General features: G+C 33.7%; 15 protein-coding genes. 4 read left to right on the plus strand and 11 right to left on the minus strand.

Translation table 11 applies throughout. From position 1 onward, the window contains the following. Together FJV36_RS15105 and FJV36_RS15110 are read right to left on the minus strand one after the other, a co-directional pair. Positions 1 to 518, minus strand: a 518-nt coding sequence (locus FJV36_RS15105) for a transposase (protein WP_158981247.1), incomplete at its 3' end; no start/stop codon positions are given. A 648-nt stretch (positions 519 to 1166) separates the two neighbouring features. Continuing rightward, positions 1167 to 2183, minus strand: coding sequence for a hypothetical protein (locus FJV36_RS15110; RefSeq protein WP_158728030.1), 1017 nt, complete (start codon positions 2181 to 2183; stop codon positions 1167 to 1169). Positions 2184 to 2397: 214 nt separating this feature from the next. Between FJV36_RS15110 and FJV36_RS15115 the strand changes: the two genes are divergently transcribed. Next, positions 2398 to 2952: a transposase gene (locus tag FJV36_RS15115; protein ID WP_158728031.1), complete on the plus strand. Its 555-nt coding sequence runs from the start codon at positions 2398 to 2400 to the stop codon at positions 2950 to 2952. Positions 2953 to 3202: 250 nt separating this feature from the next. Beyond that, positions 3203 to 3472, plus strand: a complete 270-nt coding sequence (locus FJV36_RS16550) for a transposase (RefSeq protein WP_255470422.1) — start codon at positions 3203 to 3205, stop codon at positions 3470 to 3472. A 63-nt stretch (positions 3473 to 3535) separates the two neighbouring features. On the opposite strand, the gene FJV36_RS15125 is transcribed toward FJV36_RS16550, so the two are convergent. Together FJV36_RS15125 and FJV36_RS15130 are read right to left on the minus strand one after the other, a co-directional pair. Next, the gene (locus FJV36_RS15125) at positions 3536 to 4237 is read right to left on the minus strand and encodes a hypothetical protein (RefSeq protein ID WP_158728032.1); all 702 of its coding nucleotides are present in this window, start codon (positions 4235 to 4237) and stop codon (positions 3536 to 3538) included. A gap of 619 nt (positions 4238 to 4856) precedes the next feature. Next, positions 4857 to 6614 carry an alkaline phosphatase gene (locus tag FJV36_RS15130; RefSeq protein WP_233264533.1) on the minus strand — a complete coding sequence of 586 codons (1758 nt, stop codon included), beginning with the start codon at positions 6612 to 6614 and terminating at the stop codon, positions 4857 to 4859. 868 nt (positions 6615 to 7482) lie between these two features. Here FJV36_RS15130 and FJV36_RS15135 point away from each other — a divergent pair. Then, positions 7483 to 9015, plus strand: coding sequence for a T9SS type A sorting domain-containing protein (locus FJV36_RS15135; protein ID WP_158728033.1), 1533 nt, complete (start codon positions 7483 to 7485; stop codon positions 9013 to 9015). A gap of 366 nt (positions 9016 to 9381) precedes the next feature. Here FJV36_RS15135 and dprA read toward each other — a convergent pair whose 3' ends face one another. Continuing rightward, entirely contained in the window at positions 9382 to 10482 is a 1101-nt protein-coding gene (dprA, locus tag FJV36_RS15140; protein ID WP_158728034.1) for a DNA-processing protein DprA, read from the minus strand. Between the two features lie 102 nt (positions 10483 to 10584). On the opposite strand from dprA, the gene FJV36_RS15145 reads away from it, so the two are divergent. Further along, complete coding sequence (locus tag FJV36_RS15145) at positions 10585 to 11532, plus strand: SPOR domain-containing protein (protein WP_158728035.1); 948 nt, start codon at positions 10585 to 10587, stop codon at positions 11530 to 11532. Positions 11533 to 11650: 118 nt separating this feature from the next. Here FJV36_RS15145 and FJV36_RS15150 read toward each other — a convergent pair whose 3' ends face one another. The 6 genes from FJV36_RS15150 to mnmG all read right to left on the minus strand — a co-directional run bounded on the left by FJV36_RS15150 (position 11651) and on the right by mnmG (position 21478). Further along, positions 11651 to 12415, minus strand: a complete 765-nt coding sequence (locus tag FJV36_RS15150) for a DUF2182 domain-containing protein (protein ID WP_199250860.1) — start codon at positions 12413 to 12415, stop codon at positions 11651 to 11653. Positions 12416 to 12431: 16 nt separating this feature from the next. Next, the gene (locus FJV36_RS15155; RefSeq protein ID WP_158728036.1) at positions 12432 to 14504 is read right to left on the minus strand and encodes a tyrosinase family protein; all 2073 of its coding nucleotides are present in this window, start codon (positions 14502 to 14504) and stop codon (positions 12432 to 12434) included. A gap of 552 nt (positions 14505 to 15056) precedes the next feature. After that, entirely contained in the window at positions 15057 to 17324 is a 2268-nt protein-coding gene (locus tag FJV36_RS15160) for a helix-turn-helix domain-containing protein (protein WP_158728037.1), read from the minus strand. A 359-nt stretch (positions 17325 to 17683) separates the two neighbouring features. After that, positions 17684 to 18253, minus strand: a complete 570-nt coding sequence (locus tag FJV36_RS15165) for an OmpH family outer membrane protein (RefSeq protein WP_158728038.1) — start codon at positions 18251 to 18253, stop codon at positions 17684 to 17686. A gap of 275 nt (positions 18254 to 18528) precedes the next feature. Next, positions 18529 to 19389 carry a bifunctional 2-polyprenyl-6-hydroxyphenol methylase/3-demethylubiquinol 3-O-methyltransferase UbiG gene (locus tag FJV36_RS15170; RefSeq protein ID WP_158728039.1) on the minus strand — a complete coding sequence of 287 codons (861 nt, stop codon included), beginning with the start codon at positions 19387 to 19389 and terminating at the stop codon, positions 18529 to 18531. A gap of 217 nt (positions 19390 to 19606) precedes the next feature. After that, positions 19607 to 21478, minus strand: a complete 1872-nt coding sequence (gene mnmG, locus FJV36_RS15175) for a tRNA uridine-5-carboxymethylaminomethyl(34) synthesis enzyme MnmG (protein WP_158728040.1) — start codon at positions 21476 to 21478, stop codon at positions 19607 to 19609. Positions 21479 to 21572: the final 94 nt, after the last annotated feature.

Genomic DNA, 21572 nt, shown 5'->3' on the forward strand with positions numbered 1-21572 from the left:
TCTAAGCCCGCATAATTTCTAGCAGAACTAAAATAGTAATCCTCTGGTGAGCTAACTACTTTCTCTTTTACAGGATTGTTATGGATATAATTCACTTTTTGTTTTATGAACCAATTGGTTTCTATTATTTCAGCGTGATAGCCGTCTTGCCATACTTTATAGCTTTGGTCTCTCTTAAGATGCGCACACGCTTGTTCAAAATAGGCCAAAAGCCACTCCCTGCGACTCTCTGGTTCCTCTTTAATCGTTTGAATAATTTTCTTGGAAGTGTATTTTTTAAAATCACGCATGACATCAGATAGAATAAAACCATTTGTGGCTTTGCACATTAAATGGATATGACTGTTCATAATGCAATACGCATAAATCTCAAGTCCTTTCTTCTCCTGACAATATTGCAAAGCATTAATAATATTATACTTTTGGTTGAGTCGAGTAAATATATCAACCCAACCTACTGTTGTAATGGTTATAAAATATGCCTGATCTGTAGTTGTTGCTTTATATTTTGTTGACATTTTTTTATTTAAAAAAACAATAAAAGCTACAAATAAAACAATTACATATCTTTTATTTTTTGGTTTTCGTGTAAATTTGTTTTGAGGTTACGGATTATGCTTGTGCTCATCGTTCTGGGCACAGATTACAAATCCGCGCTATCGGGTTTTACGTTAAAAGTCGGGAGACTTTGACATGTTTACGGTTTTTAAGAACTTTAAAAAAAACGCAAAAGTCATGAGACTTTGGGGAGCGGGGCTTTTGGAGCGACTTTTGACGTGTTTACGGTTTTCAAGAACTTTTAAAAAAACGCAAAGTCATGAGACTTTGCGGAGCGGGTCGCGTTTTTTCTGTAATTAACAGACAAACTCCATACATAAACACATATAAATTTGCCTGTTAATTTTTAAAACATCACTTGTTTTTTATCATAGAATGCGCTATCAATATCGAGAATACTCGTCATATCCGAGCTATCGGGTATCAATATCGAGAATGCTCGTCATATCCGAGCCATCGGGGATTTAAAATGGCGCGAAGTCAGAGACATTCGCGCAGCAACCCACAGTCTTTAAGTACGTTTTTTTGAATACTTCGAGCAGCTGGCTATTAAAAAAAACGCAAAGTCATGAGACTTTGCGGAGCGGGGGGCGGGTCGGGCTTATTTATTATATATTCTCATAAACAAATAAATTGTTGTCTACATCTCGAATATACATTCTATTGTTATGAAATTTTAAATTATCAATTTTGTTAGCTTCTTTTACATTTAAAATCCATTCATAGTAACCATCGTGAAGGTTGATTGCAATTATAAAACTTTGGCCAGAATCATAAACCGCATACCAAAGTAAACCTTCGTGGTATATAACACCATAACCTACTGCACCGTATTTTTCTCCATTATACTCAAAATCTGGAAAGCCATTATACTCCCAGCCATAACCAGATCGCAAACCTGTATCTAAATTAATTTTACTGAGAGAATGGTTAGTACCTACATAACCGATATTGCCAACCACTTCTATAACATCTGCATAACCATCTGTTGCCCAATTTATTTTGCCTGTAGCTATATTAATACTAATATAGCCTAATTCAGAAACTATAATTACATTGTCATTATAGATTTTCATTGCTCTAATTGTCCCTTTTTTCTCTTGTATTAAAATATCATTGATGTTATGAGTCCATATTTTTTCGTTGTCAAGTGTAAATAAACCTAAGGAATCAGAATTTGCAGAGATTATTAAATTATCTGAAATTAAAAAATCAACAAAACCGAGACCTAAAGTAATTGGCATCTTTTTTAAAATCTTACTAGTTTCAAGATTAATAAGTATGAAACATTTTATACGCCCAATATAAGCAGAAGCGATATAATAGTTTTTAAAATCATTCCCTTTTATATTTAAAGTATATTCTAGTTTTTTTATTATAATTAATTTATGGTCTGTTAAATTTAAAAGATATGAATCGTATGAATTAGATTCTGTAATAAAAATATTATTTTGATATATAACAATATCATAAGCCGTAACGTGATCCAGCTTGTTTTGTAACTTTAAATCATTGCTTAATAAAGTCAAATGAGAAATAGTTTGATTGCCTTGTATTGTTATCAAATCATCATTATGGAATTGATATATTAATACGTCTTTGATTTTTTTTAGAAATTGATACATAATTACTCTGCTATTTTAAATATTGTTTCGAATATTGAATCATCTTTCAATGCTTCTAATAGCTTTTCAGATTTATTAAATCTTCCCCGATAGCGCGGATTTGCAATCCGTGCCCACAACGATTAGCCTACAAAGCAAATCTACTCCAAAACAAAGAAATACAAGCTATTTATTTGTTTTTTTTGTAGCTTTTATTGTTTTTTTAAATAAAAAAATGTCAACAAAATATAAAGCAACAACTACAGATCAGGCATATTTTATAACCATTACAACAGTAGGTTGGGTTGATATATTTACTCGACTCAACCAAAAGTATAATATTATTAATGCTTTGCAATATTGTCAGGAGAAGAAAGGACTTGAGATTTATGCGTATTGCATTATGAACAGTCATATCCATTTAATGTGCAAAGCCACAAATGGTTTTATTCTATCTGATGTCATGCGTGATTTTAAAAAATACACTTCCAAGAAAATTATTCAAACGATTAAAGAGGAACCAAAGAGTCGCAGGGAGTGGCTATTGGCCTATTTTGAAAAAGCGTGTGCGCATCTTAAGAGAAATCAAAGCTATAAAGTATGGCAAGATGGCTATCACGCTGAAATAATAGAAACCAATTGGTTCATAAAACAAAAAGTGAATTATATCCATAACAATCCTGTAAAAGAGAAAGTAGTTGGCTCACAAGAAGATTACTATTTTAGTTCTGCTAGAAATTATGCGGGCTTAGAAAATGATTTAGATGTCGTAATGTTGGACTTATTTTAGATTGTTGATGAACTTTGTGGGCACGGAATGCAATTCCGCGCTATCGTTTGCAGAGACATATCGCCAGCTGGAAATTTCAAAATAAAAAAGCAACAATTTTACTTGTTGCTTTTCTGTTTTTACTTGTATTATTTGACTTTGATTGTGGGCACGGAATGCACCCGAGCGATAGCGAACTGACGAAGTAATTCCACGCTATCACTATCGAGAATGTTCATCATATCCGAGCTATCGGGTTTGTCAAATCGGGATATATCCGCGTAATCGGGGTTCGAGTATTAAAGGACGAACCAAAGTGAATCATATGGCAGATAAAAAGATAAAATCAATATTACAAATGTGTGCTTTAGTGGCAGTGAAACATGATCCACAGCTCAAAGAGTATTATGAACGAAAAAAAGGAGAAGGTAAAAATGCGATGCTAGTTTTAAACAATGTAAAATGTAAAATTATTGGTCGCGTTTTTTCTGTAATTAACAGACAAACTCCATACATAAACACATATAAATTTGCCTGTTAATTTTTAAAACATCACCTGTTTTTTATCATAGAATGCGCGATCGGGATTTTTCCCCTTTTTATTCTATTTTATATAAGGTTTTTGTATTAAATATTTTTCATCCCATTCATACAATGGTTTTGTCTTTTCTAATGTTTTTATGATTTTGATATACTTATCATAATCTTTTTTTAATAATTTGTCCTTAGGAGATTCCTTTAGTTCCTGCATAAATATCTCGAACATTTCCTCTATTAATTCATTATATCCAGGATGTGAACATAGTTTCCAAATAATTACTTTTTTATAAAAACCATCTCCCGAAAATAGATCTGCAATAAAACCATTATTTTTTGTTTCTAAAAAAGGCAAAAAATCGCGAATATCCTGCCAATAGTTAAAAAAGGGAATAGCTTCTTGTTCTATATACTGTTGTATAAGTTGACAAGCTTTATCTATGCCAGCTTCAGTATCTAAACTTACAGGTAATTGAATCAAAATTTCTTGATAATCATGCTTAAAAAGAAATTTGTTTCCAAGAATATCAATAGTTGGATTATTTTGTCCTAATTCGTATTTATTATTCAGAATGTTTTCTATTTCAAAAAAAATAATGCTTGATGAAATATTTGTTAAAAAAAAAGCGTTTAAGTTTCCACAATATATTTTATTTAAAATAGTGTTGTTAATCTTTTCAAGACTTATATAATTCTCTTTTGATATAACAACATTAAAACCCTCAGGTGAAATTCCTTCAAATTTTTTAGTTATATATTCTATATTCATATTAAATTTATTTAAAGATTTTAATTGTTTCTGTTATACTCTTCCCATCTCCGTTACTTATTGACTTATAAATGTCGGATCTATATATTCTGACTTTATCTCCATTTCTAAGAAAATTATTTGTAAAATTTTTCAAATAATCATCACTACTTTTTACTTCGAATTCCAGATATTGTGCACCATTTGCATCCGTAATAACACCTTTTCCATTTGTAAATTTATCAATAATTTCGGATTTTTGGTTAGTTGTCCAAGGGGCATTATTGGTTAATTTGCTATCATGATAAATTGCTTTGTAAGTTTTACGACCTCTAGCATCTGTTACTACTGCAATTGGATCTACTAATGCATCATCTAAAATTACTTTAGGTTCCCCTACTTGTAATTGTGTATAGTGAGTTCGGTTACCATTGCCACCCCCGCTCTGCGAAGTCTCCTGACTTCGCCCTTTTTATAAATCTTCATTTAAAGCAGTAAATCTAATAAAAATCTCACTGCAAGCGCCCGTTTGCAAACATTATATACTTTATGTTTTCACATAATTTTGATACACTATGTATACAAAAAAACCACGTTGTCTAAACTAGACAACGTGGTATATAAAATAACTAGCAGTGATTTAATTAACTATTTTGGTAAATTCCATGTTAGAGGAATAGGAATCCGTACTGGTAGAAGTTACATAAAACCAATCGGCTCTGGCTTGTCCTTGGGTATACGTAACTTTTAAATAGCCTCTTTTAGACACATCAGCATAATGTAAATCATCAATTAGCAATGCAAATGCTTCTTGAAATTGGGCTATTTGTGCAGATGCGCCTGCTCCTATACCCAAGTAGGTTTCTAGCCCAGGTGATGTAACTGATGCTGTTGCAAACTCTGTACCTACTTGTGTCTTTGTTCCACTAAAACCTTCTATTAAACTACCTTGCCAGCCGTTATGGGTATCTCCTGCCAAAGAAATCACTTTTTTACCTGCCAGAGCTGCAAATAAAGTTTCTCTCTCTATAGGATAACCATCCCATGCATCTAGGTTATATGGCAAAGTTATGTTAATTCTCGCTTTTTCGGTAGCAGTAAGAGTAGGATCGTTTTGTAACATTCTCATTTTTATGGTTACAAGCTGCGTTAAGGTGGTTTGAAAAGCAGCTAACGTTTGTGGTCTTGCACTTCCTGTAGCATCTATTTCTGCTAGTATTGCCGACATTGAAAGTAGCAAATCAGCAGGAATTAGCATTTTAGTCATTAAAACTTGCTGCCCTAATACTTGCCACTTTTGTGTACTTGTTGCAACTTTATTGGCTAACCAGCTTAGTTGTTCATTTCCAAGTAATTTTCTGGAAGGGTTTAGTAAATCGGTTTGAAACGCTGCCGCATTAAACCCACTTGCTGTAAAATAATTTGCATAGTCTAATTGTTTATCTCTAGCAATTACTCTCGTATCTAGCATGTGCAGTGCCACCAGATTTCCAAATTCAAAGGAGCGATATATTTTTGGGTTTGCTCCTGTTTTTAGCGGAATGTATTCGCTGTAAGCTTTTAAGGCGGATTGTTTTCTTGCCGAAAAACTTCCTTCATTTAGCTGATGGTTTTCAGCACCATCTTTGTAGGTGTCGTTTGCAATTTCGTGGTCATCCCAAACCGCAATAAACGGCTTTTTTTGATGCGCTAATTTTAATTTCGCGTCTCTTCTATATTGCTTGTAACGTGCTCTATAATCTTGTAAAGTAATAATTTCATTTGCAGGGACATGTGTTCTTCCCAGAGCAAGTGTATTGGCATTGGTACCGTATTGACCCGCACCGTATTCATAAATATAATCTCCTAAATGTACAATTACATCCACATCAGAATTTGCCATTGCTTCATAAACATTAAAAAGTCCTGCAGCAAAATTAGCACAAGAACAAACCGCCATTTTTACTTGCGGTACGTTATCTCCTGCACTTGGTAACGTAATTGTTTCCCCTATTTCAGAGACTTCTTTTTGTGCAGTATTAAAAAATCGGTAATACAGTTTAAGATTTGATTTTAAATTTTGAATGTCTATTGCAGCGGTATAATCCTTAGATTCGTCTGTTTGAATTGATCCCGTTCGTATTATTTGAGTAAAATTACTATCGGTACTTAATTCCCAATACAATTCCGTAATACCAGCAAAATTAGTTGTATACCGTGTCCAGATTATTACACTAGAAGAAGTAGGATCAAAACTAGCAATTCCTTCATTGAAATTTTTTCTTGAAGCGTTTTCTGTATTTTTGGTTTCTACTTCATCATTATCACAACTTACAAAAGGAATTGTTATCATTGCGGCACCACCAGCAGCAAATAATGATTTTTTGATAAAAGAACGTCTGTCAAAATGATTGCTCATAATAATTTAAATTTATTTTTCACAAAACTAATGCAGCACAACTTTTTACATGTTAATGGTAGGTTACCATAAGTAGCTATACTTTAATTAAAATGTATAGATTATGTTAACAGAGCAAAATTTAATTGATGTTTTTTTAATATTATTGTATTGGTTTTTCTAGATTACTGTTTTTTTTCAACAATTTTATTAATAGGTAAATTTTTATGTAAAAATGATGCTATATCATAAAAAATCGGATTTAAAAAAAATATCACCTTGATCAGCACCTTAGCGCTCGCGCCCCATCGAATTAACTTAAAAATTTTAGGTTAACATAGCCTGTATTTTAATACTTTTTTGGGCATTTTTTTTCAAATAAAGCAACTGAAATTACAAAGCAATCCGCAATTTATCCTATCTCTTAATAAAGAACTAATTTGTTGAATAGTTTTAAGTAAAGACTTTTGTCAAAATTTTATCTTATATGAACTAAAAGATTAATAAAAGGCACACAGCAATTAGAACAAGTATGACATTTGTAAAAGAATCATAAAGATCAAAAGTACTTTTAGACTATCATAATGCAAAAAACGAAGGCCAAAAGGGGAAAAATTTTGATAAAAAATTAAAATTACAATAATAAAAATCGTCTAGATATAAAAATATACATTTGTACTAAAATCCAACAAAACTTTTTTTTATGAAAACAAAATTACTTTTGATGTTTTTGTTTTTGACGATTTACATGAAAGCCCAAACCAATTTGGTGCCCAATTGAAACTTCGAAAACTGGACATCCTCCTCACAACCAAATAATTGGTTTAGATTCTTTAACGGATTAGTATTCCAAAGTACTTCTGCTCAAAATGGAAGTTCGAGTATTAAAATGCAAATTACAAGTGGTACTTTTAATTACATCAACAGTGAGTTTTTTCCGGTTGTAGCTGGTAAAACGTATCGCATTACCATGTATCACAAACTCGTTACGGGAACTTTTTCGGCTATTGACTTAAGATTGTATCACAAACCAGGTACTTTTAAAACAGAAATTACCAAAAAAACAGATGCTGTAACATCCAGCACCGAATGGAGAAAAATAGAATTTGACTACACCCCAACCGTTAGCGAATCTATTGAAGTAGATATCTGGACAACAGGTACGCTGAACTCTGAAATTTTAGTTGACAATGTTTCTGTGGTTGATGTGGCGACAATTGGTGCTGCTTATACTTTAATCCCTGATGTAAATTTTGAGAAAAAATTAATTGAATTAGGGCATGATTCAGGCGCTCCTGATGGTAAAGTGTTGACTTCAAATATAGCATCAATAACATCATTAAGTGTTTCTTCTAGCGCAATTGCTGATCTAACTGGAATTGAAGATTTTGTGGCTTTAAATAGTTTAACATGTTTTTCTAATCAATTACAAGTTCTTGATTTATCCAAAAATCCTGCACTTTCCATGTTATCTTGTTCTAACAACAATATTCAAAGTATAAATTTATCAAATCAAATCAACTTGAGAACCTTATATCTTAGATATAATAATTTAAAGAATCTGGACATATCTAATTGTAAAAATATTGTAACTTTAGATTGCAGCATGAATAGCGAATTGCCCGCTTTAAATGTTTCAAACAACAAATCTTTACAACAATTAGAACTAATTGCATGCTCATTAACGTCTTTAGATTTATCTCAAAATAATGAGTTAACATTGGTAGATTGTACTGCAAACAGGATTACAAATTTGCTTTTACCTGTTTCAAGCACTTTAAAAACACTGCGATGTCCACAAAATAAATTAACAAGCATTGATGTGACAAAAAATCAAAATTTGGTAACTTTAGTATGTTCTTTTAATCAACTCCCAAGTCTCAATGTTACCAACAATAAATTAATACAATTACTTTATTGTCATGCTAATAAATTAAAAACATTAGATGTTTCTCAAAACACTGTTCTTACTAGCTTATTGTGTCATAACAATTTGCTTGAAAGCTTGAATTTAAAAAATGCAAATAACCCTTTGATAACAGGTTCTAAAATTCTACTCTACTTAAATCCTAATCTAACTTGTATTCAAGTAGATAGTAAAACTTATGCTGATGCCAATTGGTCATCTACTAAAGACCCTGCTGCTTCATTCGCAGAGTCTTGTGGTAATTTATCTACATCAGATATTGTATTTGAAAAACTAAATATGTATCCTAACCCAACCAAAGGGGAATTGTACTTTGATAATGTTGCTATCGATAAAATAGCAGTTTATAATGCATTAGGTAAGCTCATGAAGGTTCCCTTCACAAGTACTAGAAATCACACTACTACAAATTTAGAACAATTACCAGCTGGTATTTATTATATTTACCTTACAAGCGATACGGCTACAACTGTTAAAAAGGTGATTGTTCAATAATTGATTAAAGTTTTTATTAATTTTAAAAGACGCTATTTCTTAATTAAAAAAGCGTCTTTTTTTTTAAAAACCTAGAACTGTTTAAGTATCTAGACCTAACAGGTTTTAAAAACCTGTTAGGTCTTAACAAAACGTTCTCCCCTAGCCCCGATGGAAGTGAAAATCCTTTATTGAGGTCCGTTTTTTTAACCGAATCTTAATAAAGATTGAAGCGTACAGCGGGACAACTCGTGTGCTGGGCAAAAATATACTGCTCCTAGAAAAACACACAAATATTTCCGATGAAACGGCTTTTGAAATGAACTTTAAAGGATTTGACTCATTTTTAAGACGCTATTTGAATAAAAAACAACCGATTGTCAGGATTTATATTGCTTCGAATAATTTGCCGGGTAATGGCCTTATAACGCCTTTTAGCTCCATATTTAAGAGCATTCCTGATATTTTGTAAATAGGGAAATCACAGTGTAGTGCAATAATGTCCATCAATTCTTTTCCTGTTTTTAGGAGGTAATCGTATACTTTTTGTTCGTCATCATCAAGCGTTACAAACAATTGCTTTTGTACGGGTTTAGAATCCTGCTGAATATCCCAATTTAAGATATACACCAAATCAGCGGCGCTAGTGAGTACATTTGCTTTTTGGGTTTTAATGAGGTTGTTGCAGCCTTGGCTGTATTTATCGGTAACACGGCCGGGAACTGCAAATACGTCTCGGTTGTAATCATTGGCCATATTGGCTGTGATTAAGGAGCCACCTCTATCTGCTGATTCAATAACGATGGTTGCCTCAGACATGCCTGCAACAATGCGGTTTCTGCGCACAAAGTTTTCTTTGTCTGGGTTGGTAGTGCTCCAGAATTCGGTCATAAAACCTCCGTTTTGCTCAACTGCAGCTACGTATTTTTTATGCGTTTTGGGATAAATTTGGTTCAATCCATGGGCTACAACGCCTATGGTTTGCAACTGAAATTCTATAGCCAGTTGATGGGCCACGATATCAACGCCATAGGCAAAACCACTCACGATTATTGGATTAAGAGGAGCCAAATCTGAGATAAATTTTCTACAAAATTCGATGCCGTATGCCGTGATTTGTCGGGTACCTACTATGCTTATGATTCTTTTATTTTTTAAATCGATATTTCCGGACTGAAACAATAATAAGGGTCCGTCAAAACAATGTTTGAGTCGTTCCGGATAATCTTGATCTAAAAAACTGGTTGTCTTAATAGCATTGGCTTTTAGGAATGCTACTTCTTGATTTGCCTTTTCAAATACTGATTTATCTTTAATATTTTTTAAAAGCATTGCCCCAACACCATCAATGGTAGCAAGTTGCGAAGTTTTTGATTTAAACACTTCTTCGGCAGAACCACAATGTGATAGTAATTTTTTGGCCATAATGTCCCCTACTCCCTCTACACGTTGCAAAGCTAAAATATAAAATAAATCCTGTTCGTTCATGCTAAATATTTGAAGGTGAAATGTATAAATTTTTATGGAAATTGTTAATAAAAATTGTGAATAAAATTGTGATAACTATTTTCATTGTATAACTTTGCTACTATGAAAATCGAAATTTACATCGCTCAGCTTTTATATCGTTACCAATGTGTAACTGTACCTGGTTTTGGGGCATTTTTGACTGAAATCCAATCTGCAAAACTAGAGCAAGGTTCTCATTCCTTTTCTCCGCCTACCAAAAAAATTGCTTTTAATGCCAATTTGAAAAATAATGATGGTTTGCTGGCCAATCATATTGCGCTAGCAGAGAAAAAATCTTATGATTATGCAGTAGGCGCCATACAATATGAAGTATTCAAGTGGAAAAAATCATTAGAAGAAAACACGTATTTGACCCTTGATAATATTGGTGATTTACGCTTGAATGAAGACAAAAATATAGTTTTCACCCCTTTTGATCAAACCAATTACTTAACCAGTTCTTTTGGTCTAGTTTCGTTTGTTTCACCAGAAGTAACAAGACTCATAGAAGAGCAGGTATTACTTACTGAAGATGAGACACAAACGGTTACTTTTATCCCAACTGAACCTAGAACTATTTCTCCATATTTAAAATATGCAGCTGTGTTTGTATTAGGTTTAGGACTTGTAGGTAGCGTGGGTTACCCTATGTATGAAAATCAAGTTGCATCCCAAACGTTACTGGTAAAAACTGCAGTACAAAAACAAGTTCAAAACAAGATTCAAGAAGCTACTTTTATTATTGAAAATCCTATACCAGCTGTTACTTTAACTGTAAAACCTTCAGAAAAAGTAACCCTACCATACCACATTATGGCTGGAGTGTATAGAGATCAACATAATGCTGATGAGAGTTTACAAAATCTTAAAAAATTAGGGTTTCCTGCCAGACGTATTGCTCACAATAAAAATGGGTATTACCCAGTTTTATACGGAAGTTATGCCACATTTGCAGAAGCAGAAAAAGCAAAAAAAGAAATCAACAATACGCACAATCCTGATGCTTGGATTTTAATAGAATCGCTTTAAATTACATTTTATCAATGATATAAAATCCCCTAAATAGTAAAATTTATTTAGGGGATTTTTTTTAAACTTGAATTAACTCTTTGTCCTAATACATCTCAAGTCAAGATTATATTGTTTGTTATACCGTTACTAGCTGCTGTAGTCTAATTCTACTTTGAGCAATAATAATTTTTATCAATTTCAAACGCAAACTAAAGTTCCAGCGGGGCAATTGCGGGTGTTCCATGTGTTCACTAATCATTATAATTGTAACCGCAATCATGGCTAAATTATGACCAGTAGGCAAAAGCATAGGAAACAACATCAAGGCCCATCCTGCTCCTACGCACCATAAACCATGGTAAATTCCGTAAACAAATGCATCTCGTTTTGCCGACCATCCAAAGGCTGAAAGAGTCCAATGTTCGTGACCTCGGTTCAAACATTGTTGTTTTATAGGGGAGAATTGCCAAATTATAGCTACAATCATAAAGCCCAATGCCGGTAAATAAGACATAGGAAATAACAAATTTAACATCATGATAATTGCAATCATGAATACACCTGTTACCATCCATATTAATACATAACCTAAAACAAATAACAAAGCATTTAAAAAACGATTCCGTTTCAAGCTTTGCATGTGAATAAGTTGTATGGGTACGATTAATTTGGGTAACATCATAGCCACAACCATTAACCCCCAGCCTAATAGCTGGGAGGAAAATGGATTCATTTCTAATAACATTTTTAAGGATCCAGCGGAAGGACCAGATGCAGAAACATGACAATGTTCCATAGTCATAATATTCCCAGGATTTACTAATAGCAGTACCCAAACAAGTAAACTGATGCTTATGATTATAAAGTTGATGCTTATTTTACTGTATTTTGATAGTTTCATACTTTACTTTTTTGGTTTATTTGCCAGAACGGTAAATTCCTATCCTGCCTACAGTAATTTCACTATTATTAGGCAAAGGATTTGATGTTTTTATCTCGACATGGAGCGCTTCCAAAGTGAGGTTATTTGCAAGATGCAAATCATCAACAATACTCGTAATATTAAATTTAAAAGTAAGACCAGAACCTCCGTGAGCAGTATTTTTCATGGATGCCATTCGAATACCAAAAAGTGAAACTGTTTTTACTAAGGTCCCGTTTACAAATACGGATAAAAAATTAGCATTATTAGTCCCTGTTACATTCTCTAATAAAAGATAAACTTCATCAGGCATTGCGCTTAAAGACGCTTTAAGTAAGCTCCTAGAGACCGATTTCCATGCACTGGTATCAAGTGCTACACTTGCTTGGGTTGTACCACTATTCAATTTAATAGAATTGCTACTTGCGCCAACTAGCTCAGCATTACTTTTTGAAGGCATAGGATGATCATTAGGATTTACAGTAACTCCAAGTTTAGATAAACGCAAAACGGATTTTTCAACTGCGGTAGCTGGAGGTACTTTACTGTATGAAGTTAAGGAAAGATCATCATAAGTATACGAGTAAAGAGCTTGATTATAATACTTTAAATCAGTAGTGCTATTAACATCATCAGGTGTGTAGTACCATGGTTTTCCACCCGAGTCCAGTGGCATTGCAAATCTTGAATTTCCTTGCGCTGAAGGACCTGCTAACCAATTTGGATTTGTTGGATTATTATTATTACCTGTTACATTCCAAGCAGCCCACATTCGATCAATATTGGCATGATGTAGAAAGAAAATAGGGTCTAAACCTGCTAATCCTGGATCAGCCATTAGGCCTTCATATTCCTCACTTGGAGTGCTAGTAAGACTAATTGTAACAGCACCGGTATTATCTGTTAAACCTGCACCATATGAACCCGTTAAATCGTCATTTATGCAAACTTCTAATAAACCACTACTTACATTTGGTACAATAGCCCCATCTCCTATTAAAAAAGGAGTTCCGTCATTTACTCTCCCAACTAGAGCTCCCATAGCTACATTAACCATTGGATAAAGCGGTTGATTAACTGGAACAACAATATCTGGAGAACCATTAGCATCATATAGTTTACCGCCATTATCATTTGGATCTGCAGTCCAAGCTCCACTCACAAAGGACACTAAAACTGTGGAACTTCCTTGAACAATATTTATTCCTGTAGATTGCCAAGGTTGGTTTGCTTGCACCGTAAAATTAGTACCTGAAAAAGACCAAAATTCTGAATTTAATCCTCCAACCATACCGTGCACAAAATTATGAGGATTCATTTCTAAATCTCCAAAACCACCATTGCTATGACTAAAACCTGTTTGTGCACCACCATAATGATCGCCAAAAATAGTTATGCCTTCTTCGTCAGGAGGCGTTTGTGGATCTTCCTGTGAATCAGCACCGCTACTGTATAAAGTATCCCATTGACATTCATCATTAATAGAATTAGTCAAACCCGTTCCCACTATTAAAAATATACCGTTCGTAGGGTTACCCGTAACTCCATATCGTTCTGGTACATACAAAGGATTTGCGGTTCCATCAGGCAACTCTGAAGAAGTAAATGCTGGCGGAATATAGTTTTCTTCAAAAATTAGGGATTGACTCATGTAATTCCAATACGGTAAGGCCCAATCGCTTGGTCCTCCTAATTCAACTATGGTATCCCTAAGAAGATTTTCAAGAGCTACTAAATACCCTCTATGCCAAGGAGGAAAAAACCACGTACCGTGCTGACATTGATTCCAAAACAAACTGATAAAACTTTGATTAGGTAATGTACCAAGATTAGCTGTTGTAGGTATTGAATTGATTTTAGTCCAGTTAGGATAGCCAGATGGTGCCGTACCTGTACCAAAATCACTCGTTAGATATTCTCCATGAATAGCAGCGTAGAACCACCAACTTGTGGGATCACTAATTGGTTTTGATTTCATCACGCCTACTGCTTTTGCATACCACAAAAGATCTAAATTCTCAAAGGTACCTCCTTTGTTCCATGCATTCGCTCTTGTAAATGTTGTCATAGTTATTTTTAGTTTAATTGATAGTTTCTATTACAGTTTTTGAACCAAACTAGCGAACGATTTAGCAAATCATATTGCCTTTTGTTGACTGCTAGATGGCCACTATTTACTGAATCATTCCTAATTTCAGTTTGATATATCAATCTCTTTCGCCTAATTTAAGAACACACCAAAAATTTAATTTGGTTTATGGGCACTCAAAACTAAAACAATTATCACAACGGTAACTGCGTATTTTTACGTGTATTTATGATACTATAAAATGAATGGAGATTTAAAAAGGTATTTTTCTTGTTAAATAAATGCTCTTGCAGGTGAATTCAGAGCGTCCAAAATTTTATTCCTGGGGATTTTTTTGAGAAGCAATTCCAGCTATCCGTTACAATCTTATACGCCGAAACCCGGCGCATAAGGATTTTCACTTCTACCTGGGCTATGTTATGGTTACCTCAAGGCGTATTACTTACTTTAGGCTACTTATAAACGTTCTTTTTAAAGATATTAATTCAGAATCAAAAGAGTATCAAACTATTAGCCTTAAATCAAAAAACCTTAATTCAAGCTCGCTTTAAACATGCGCGCTTCTTCCCATGAAAATTTTTGGCCGTTTTCTTCCATTAAAGCATTTAAAGATTCCTCTTTGTATCCCGCAAAAGCTTGCTCAAGATCTTGAAGTGTTTGCTCTGATAAAACCTCTTTAATAGAAACCGCCTTGGTTTGAATCAACTTAACAAAATGAGAGTAGATAGTATTTACGGTAAGTACTCGCAATGCTGCAATTTCTGGTATGCTTTTCTTTTCTACCCACAGCTCATACGTTTCTTGATAGGTCGATTTCTTTACAACAGCTGTTTTACTTTTCTTTTTAGTATAACGCTGCACATCTTGCTCATCTTCAATTAAAGTAACATTCAATTCTTTGAACTGTTTTTGAATGGCTTCCGTTTTTCTGTTAATGTATTTTTGGATTTCGTCTGAAGTTAATTTTTCTTTAGAAATGGTTTCGCCTGCAACCACTGTTTCAATTAAAAGTTGGGCTTTCATTAAACGAAGTACGGCTTTTGTTTGAAATTCCTCTAGCAAAACCAACTCTTCGTAATAGGCTTTTACTTTCTTGATTCGCTTTATCTCTTCTATTTTCCAAAGGATTTCAAATACCAAGTCGTCCATTGGCTTAAAAAAATAAGAAAATGCTGCTTGCACTCGAGTTGCTACATGGTTTAGATCTACAGTTTCTGGAGCAAAAAGTTTATTTAATTGATTTATGAATTTTGCAGAAGGTTCAAGTAATTGCTCAACAATTTCCATTTGTTTTCTGGCCCAAAGCGCATGTTTTGATTTGCCAGTACTTTCAGAATTTTCAGTATAGCTAAACTTGTGGTTGCGCCATTGTTGCGCTAAATCACTCCAATTAAAACTGTTAACCAAGTATTGATGAATGAAATTCTTAGTTTCAAAGTGCAAGGCGTTTTCTAGAACAGTATCCGAAGCTTTGTTCAAAGAATAGTCCATTACATCCTGATCGTTTGAAATACCATTCATACGCAGCGGAGAAAGCAAAATAAGCCCATTTAAGGAACGTAAACGTGATAATGCTACATACGCCTGCCCAGGAAGAAAAACTTGCAATACATCAAGCGCTGCTTTCTCAAAAGTAAGTCCTTGACTTTTATGAACGGTTATCGCCCACGCTAATTTGATCGGGTAATGCACAAAAGTGCCTAAAACCTCCTCTTCTATTTCCTTTGTTGTGGCATTTACGGTGTACCGTATGTTTTGCCATTCGTATTTTTCAACCTCGATCGTTTTGTTTTCTTCAGGAAATGAAATTACAATTTCTCTGGGCGCGAGAGATTGTACCACACCCATCTTCCCGTTGAAATAATGTTTATCAAAGGACAAATCATTTTTGACAAACATAATTTGCGAACCCACTTTTAATTTCAAATCATGTTCCACGGGGAAAATTTTATCTGGAAAATCACCCGTGATTTCCGGTTGAAATACCTGTAGTTTCCCTTCAAGATCCTCAAGCGCTTGTGCGTTTATCGTATCGGCTTTGTGATTGTGGGTAGTTAAAGTGATGTAACCCTTGTTAGCTTTTAAATCAAAATTAGGTTGTACGTATTGGTTTAAGGTTTGAATGTCAAGAGCGGTGATCTGATTGTTTCTCAAATTGTTCAACACTGAAATAAAAGTATCATCTGTCTGTCGGAAGATTTTTGATAATTCAATATACAATGGTGGAAACTGCTGAATAACATGGGAATGAAAGAAAAATTTCCCTTTGTAGTAATTCCTTAAAGTGCTCCATTCCTCATCCCGTATAACAGGTGGCAATTGCAGTAAATCCCCAATGTACAAAACCTGAACTCCTCCAAAAGGGCTGTTTTTAGAACGAACTGTTTGCATCATAAAATCTATAGCGTCCAGTAAATCAGCGCGTAACATACTAACTTCATCAATAATTAGCAGCTCCATATTACGAATGACCGATTTTTTCAAACCACTCATTTTAAAATGCCTACGCAAAGTAGCCTTCGTTTCAAACTTAGTACTATTAGAGAATTGTGGCGCCGAATTATCTGGAATAAAACCTCCAAAAGGCAATTGAAACATGGAATGAATAGTAACCCCTCCAGCATTTAAGGCCGCAATGCCTGTAGGTGCAACGACCACTGTATTCTTATGTGTAGTAGCAATGATTTCTTTAAGTAAAGTGGTTTTTCCTGTACCAGCTTTTCCTGTTAGAAAAATAGAACGTTGCGTTTGATTGATAAACCGAAGTGTGTAAGCTGCTGCTTCAGAGATAGTTTGCATTAGGCGTGTATATAAAAAAGCAAATATAGTAAACGAAAATTCAATTAAAAATAAGCTGACTATTCTAAATTCGTAAATAAAGTAAATTTTTAAGTTTAATCAATCTATTAGTAAACCGATAAATTGAGTAAATAGATCAATCAAAGTAATTAAATGAAATAAAAATTTCTCTTGATAGATAGATTTACAAAATATAAAAGATTCAATGCTAAAACCAAGGAATCAAAAACCAGTACGCTTTGGTTTACTAAAAATGAATTCTTTTCCCAATTAAAAAAAAATATAGCTATAAAAAATAAGCAAAAAAAAACCTTCAATCTAATAATAGATGAAGGCGATTTTTTGAATCTCGATGCTAATTATTTTTTAGCTTCTGCTTTTTCTTCCGTTTTTGCAGGAGCTTTATATTTATCATTCAATGCTTTAATGATATCTTTTGTAATATCAAATTTATCTTCAGCATACAAGATAGAAGCAGCATCTCCAGTTCCATATATATATGCGTAACCTTTTTCTTTACCGTATGTTTTAATAAATTTCTTTACACCACTTACTAGTGAATCCATTTCTTTACCACTTTCAGCTTGTAACTCTTGTGATAAAGCTTGTTGAGCATAACCTAATTGTTGTTCTCTTTTTTGCAATTCAGCCCCTTTTTTCTGAGCCCATTCTTGACCATTAGCTTGCGCTTGTGATTGAAAGTTTGCTGCTTCTTGCTTAAATCTATTAATTTCAACTTCTAATTGTCTTCCCTTCTCCTCTGCTTTAGATTTGTATTTGGCTTCAAGATCTTTAGCTTCGGTATATTGTTTCATTAATTCAGACGTATCTACATAAGCCGTTTTTACTTCCTTAGATGCTTCTGCTGGTTTGTTACAAGATACAAGTGCAATTGTTAAAGCAACAAGTACTAACGCTTTTTTATTCATAGTAATTTTATTTATTATTTGAGATTGGTAATTATTAAATTTTGTTGTGATTGTAAATGATTTTAGTAACAGTGACAAAAATATAAAAAAATAGACAGCATTAGCAAAAACTTAAAAAATTAGTCATTTTAATCGCTATAGTATTTACTTATGCACCTAATTAAAAAAATAATTTTAGCCTATTAAAAACGACCCACACAATCGCTTTTAAATTAAAAATTAAAAAAAAGCGATATTATACAGTATTTAAACTCTAAATAGGGCCTTAAAAGCGCTTAAATTGATTTTTGGTCGTTTTTAAGCACATAAATGTGCGATGAGTACTCAGATTTTCTCTTTCCATACCAATTTGATTTGAGTCCTGTACAAATTGCCGAAAAATAATTCATTTTTCCAGTTTTGTATTTTTCTGAAAGCAAGCTCACATAAAACGCATCAAATTTCATTGGAAGTACTTTTACTAATTTCATTCTTTCTTTTTCGAAAAGCATTTCTATAGCTGTTTTCGAAAAATGCCAAAAATGAATAGGCACATCATAAGCTGCCCAAAAAGTTCCGTACTGTTTTGCATCAAAAGATTTAAAATTAGGAACGGCTACAATCAAAGTTCCATTTGGTTTAAGTAATCGCCTCAGTTCTAAAATTTGCTCTTCTAAATTAGGAACATGTTCTAGAACATGCCACATGGTAATTACATCAAAAGAATGATTTTCTAATGCTGTTGTTTTTTCAACAAAAGCAACACCTTTATTTTTTGCTATCGTTTTTGCTTTTTCACTTGGCTCTACTCCTATGGTTTGCCAACCGTTTTGTTTTGCAACAGATAAAAAATCTCCTGTTCCTGCTCCAATATCCAAAATCCTTCCTTTATCTGGTTGAAAGGAATTAATCAAATCGAGTTTGTTTTTTAATGCAATGCCTTTTACGAAGTGATATGCTTTTTCAAACAACGAACGCTTACTGTCAGTATGTGAAATATAATCTACGCTTTCGTAGTACTTTCCTAAATTTTCTAAACTTGGTTGCGGAGTTGTTATCAACATGTCCAAATCTTCGTCATGATACAACTCAAAAGTTTCTTTTGAAACAGAATAGTCTTTAACGGTTAAAAAATGTTTTTTGTTTAAAATGTCCATTAATTAAATCTTCTTTATGTTTTGTTTTTAAACTAAACCCTGAAAGCGTTTATCAAAGCTTTCAGGGTTGGAATTATGTATTATTCTAAATTATCAATAACAGCAGGACTTCACGCCGTAGTTTCACGTGGAACAATTTTAGTACTCAGTATTCAATAACAGTATAAATAAAAATCGAAGGTCAACTAAGACTATATACTGAATAATGAAGACTTACTTAACGCCCCATATAAATCAACAATACAGAAATATCACTTGGAGATACACCACTTATTCTGGAAGCTTGTGAAATAGTAACCGGTCTGATTTTGGATAATTTCTGTTTGGCTTCAATAGACATAGACTTTATTTTTTCATAATCAAAATTCTCAGGAATCTTAACATCTTCGAGTCTCAATAACTTATCTGCATTATTTCGTTCCTTTTCAATATAACCAGAATACTTTACTTGAATTTCCGCTTGTTCTAAAATCTCTTGATCTAAATCGTGCTCATCAATATAAACAGTCACTTTTTCGAATTTTAAGATATCTTCTAAATCTATTTGTGGTCTAGAAAAAACTTTAAACATTTTATCCCCTTGCGTAATCAATGCAGTCTTTTTAGATTCTAAAATAGGATTAGCTTCAGATACAGAAACACTAGTCTCTTTAAAAAAGGCAACCATCTTTTCAGACTCTTTTAATTTATGTTCCATTCTGCGCAAACGAGCTTCAGAAGCAAGACCAATTTCAAATGACATTGGAGTTAATCTAAAATCTGCATTGTCCTGACGCAATAAAGTTCTGTACTCTGCACGTGAGGTAAACATTCTATATGGCTCCTCTGTTCCTTTAGTAATTAAGTCATCTATTAAAACCCCGATATAAGCTTCGTCTCTTTTTAAAATCAAAGGAGCTTTTTCGTTGATCTTTAAATGCGCATTTATTCCAGCCATCAATCCTTGAGCAGCTGCTTCTTCATATCCTGTAGTTCCGTTTATTTGACCAGCAAAAAACAAACCTGATACTAATTTCGTTTCAAGAGTGTGCTTCAATTGCGTTGGTGGAAAATAATCATATTCTATCGCATAACCTGGTCTAAAAAATTTTACGTTTTCAAAACCCACAACAGAACGCAAAGCTTTAAATTGAATATCCTCGGGTAAAGAAGTAGAAAAACCATTCACATACACCTCACAGGTATTCCAACCTTCAGGCTCAACAAAAAGTTGATGTCTTTCTTTATCTGCAAAACGATTAATTTTATCTTCAATAGACGGACAATACCTCGGGCCTAAACTTTTGATACGACCGTTGAACATTGGAGAACGATCAAAACCTTCTCTAAGGATGTCATGAACATCAAGAGAAGTATACGTCATGTGACATGATTTTTGGAAAGCCAAAGGTTTAGTGAAATCAGAATAAGAAAACTTATCCGGCTTGGCATCACCCTTCTCTTCATTCATTTTAGAATAATCAAGTGATCGTCCATCAACACGCGGTGGCGTTCCAGTTTTCATTCGGCCAGATTCAAAACCAACAGCAACGAGATCTTCAGTAATTCCATAAGAAGCACTCTCCCCTGCACGACCTCCACCAAATTGCTTATCACCAATATGAATCAATCCATTTAAAAAGGTACCATTTGTAAGCACCACAGATTTTGAACGAATCTCCAAGCCTAATGAAGTTTTGATCCCTTTGACTACTCCATTCTCGATAATCAACCCACTAACCATTTCTTGGTAAAAATCAAGATTTGGAGTTCCTTCCAGCATCAACCTCCATTCCTCAGCAAAACGCATTCGGTCACTTTGAACTCTTGGAGACCACATAGCAGGTCCTTTTGATTTATTGAGCATCTTGAACTGAATTGCCGTCTTGTCTGAAACAATTCCTGAATACCCACCGAGGGCATCAATCTCTCTAACAATTTGCCCTTTTGCAATTCCACCCATTGCAGGGTTGCAAGACATTTGAGCAATGTTCTGCAAACTCATGGTAACCAAAAGTGTCTTCGAACCTAAATTAGCAGCGGCAGCCGCAGCCTCAGAACCAGCATGACCAGCTCCCACTACAATAACATCATATTCTTGATAAAACATCTATATAAAATTTTAATCCTTACGGATTGAATTTAAAAATTCAGTATATGTTCCACGTGGAACTAATTAACAATTTAAAATATATTGTGTTCCA

Origin of the sequence: Flavobacterium sp. I-STPP5a, assembly GCF_009764685.1 — a bacterium.
Lineage (GTDB): Bacteria > Bacteroidota > Bacteroidia > Flavobacteriales > Flavobacteriaceae > Flavobacterium.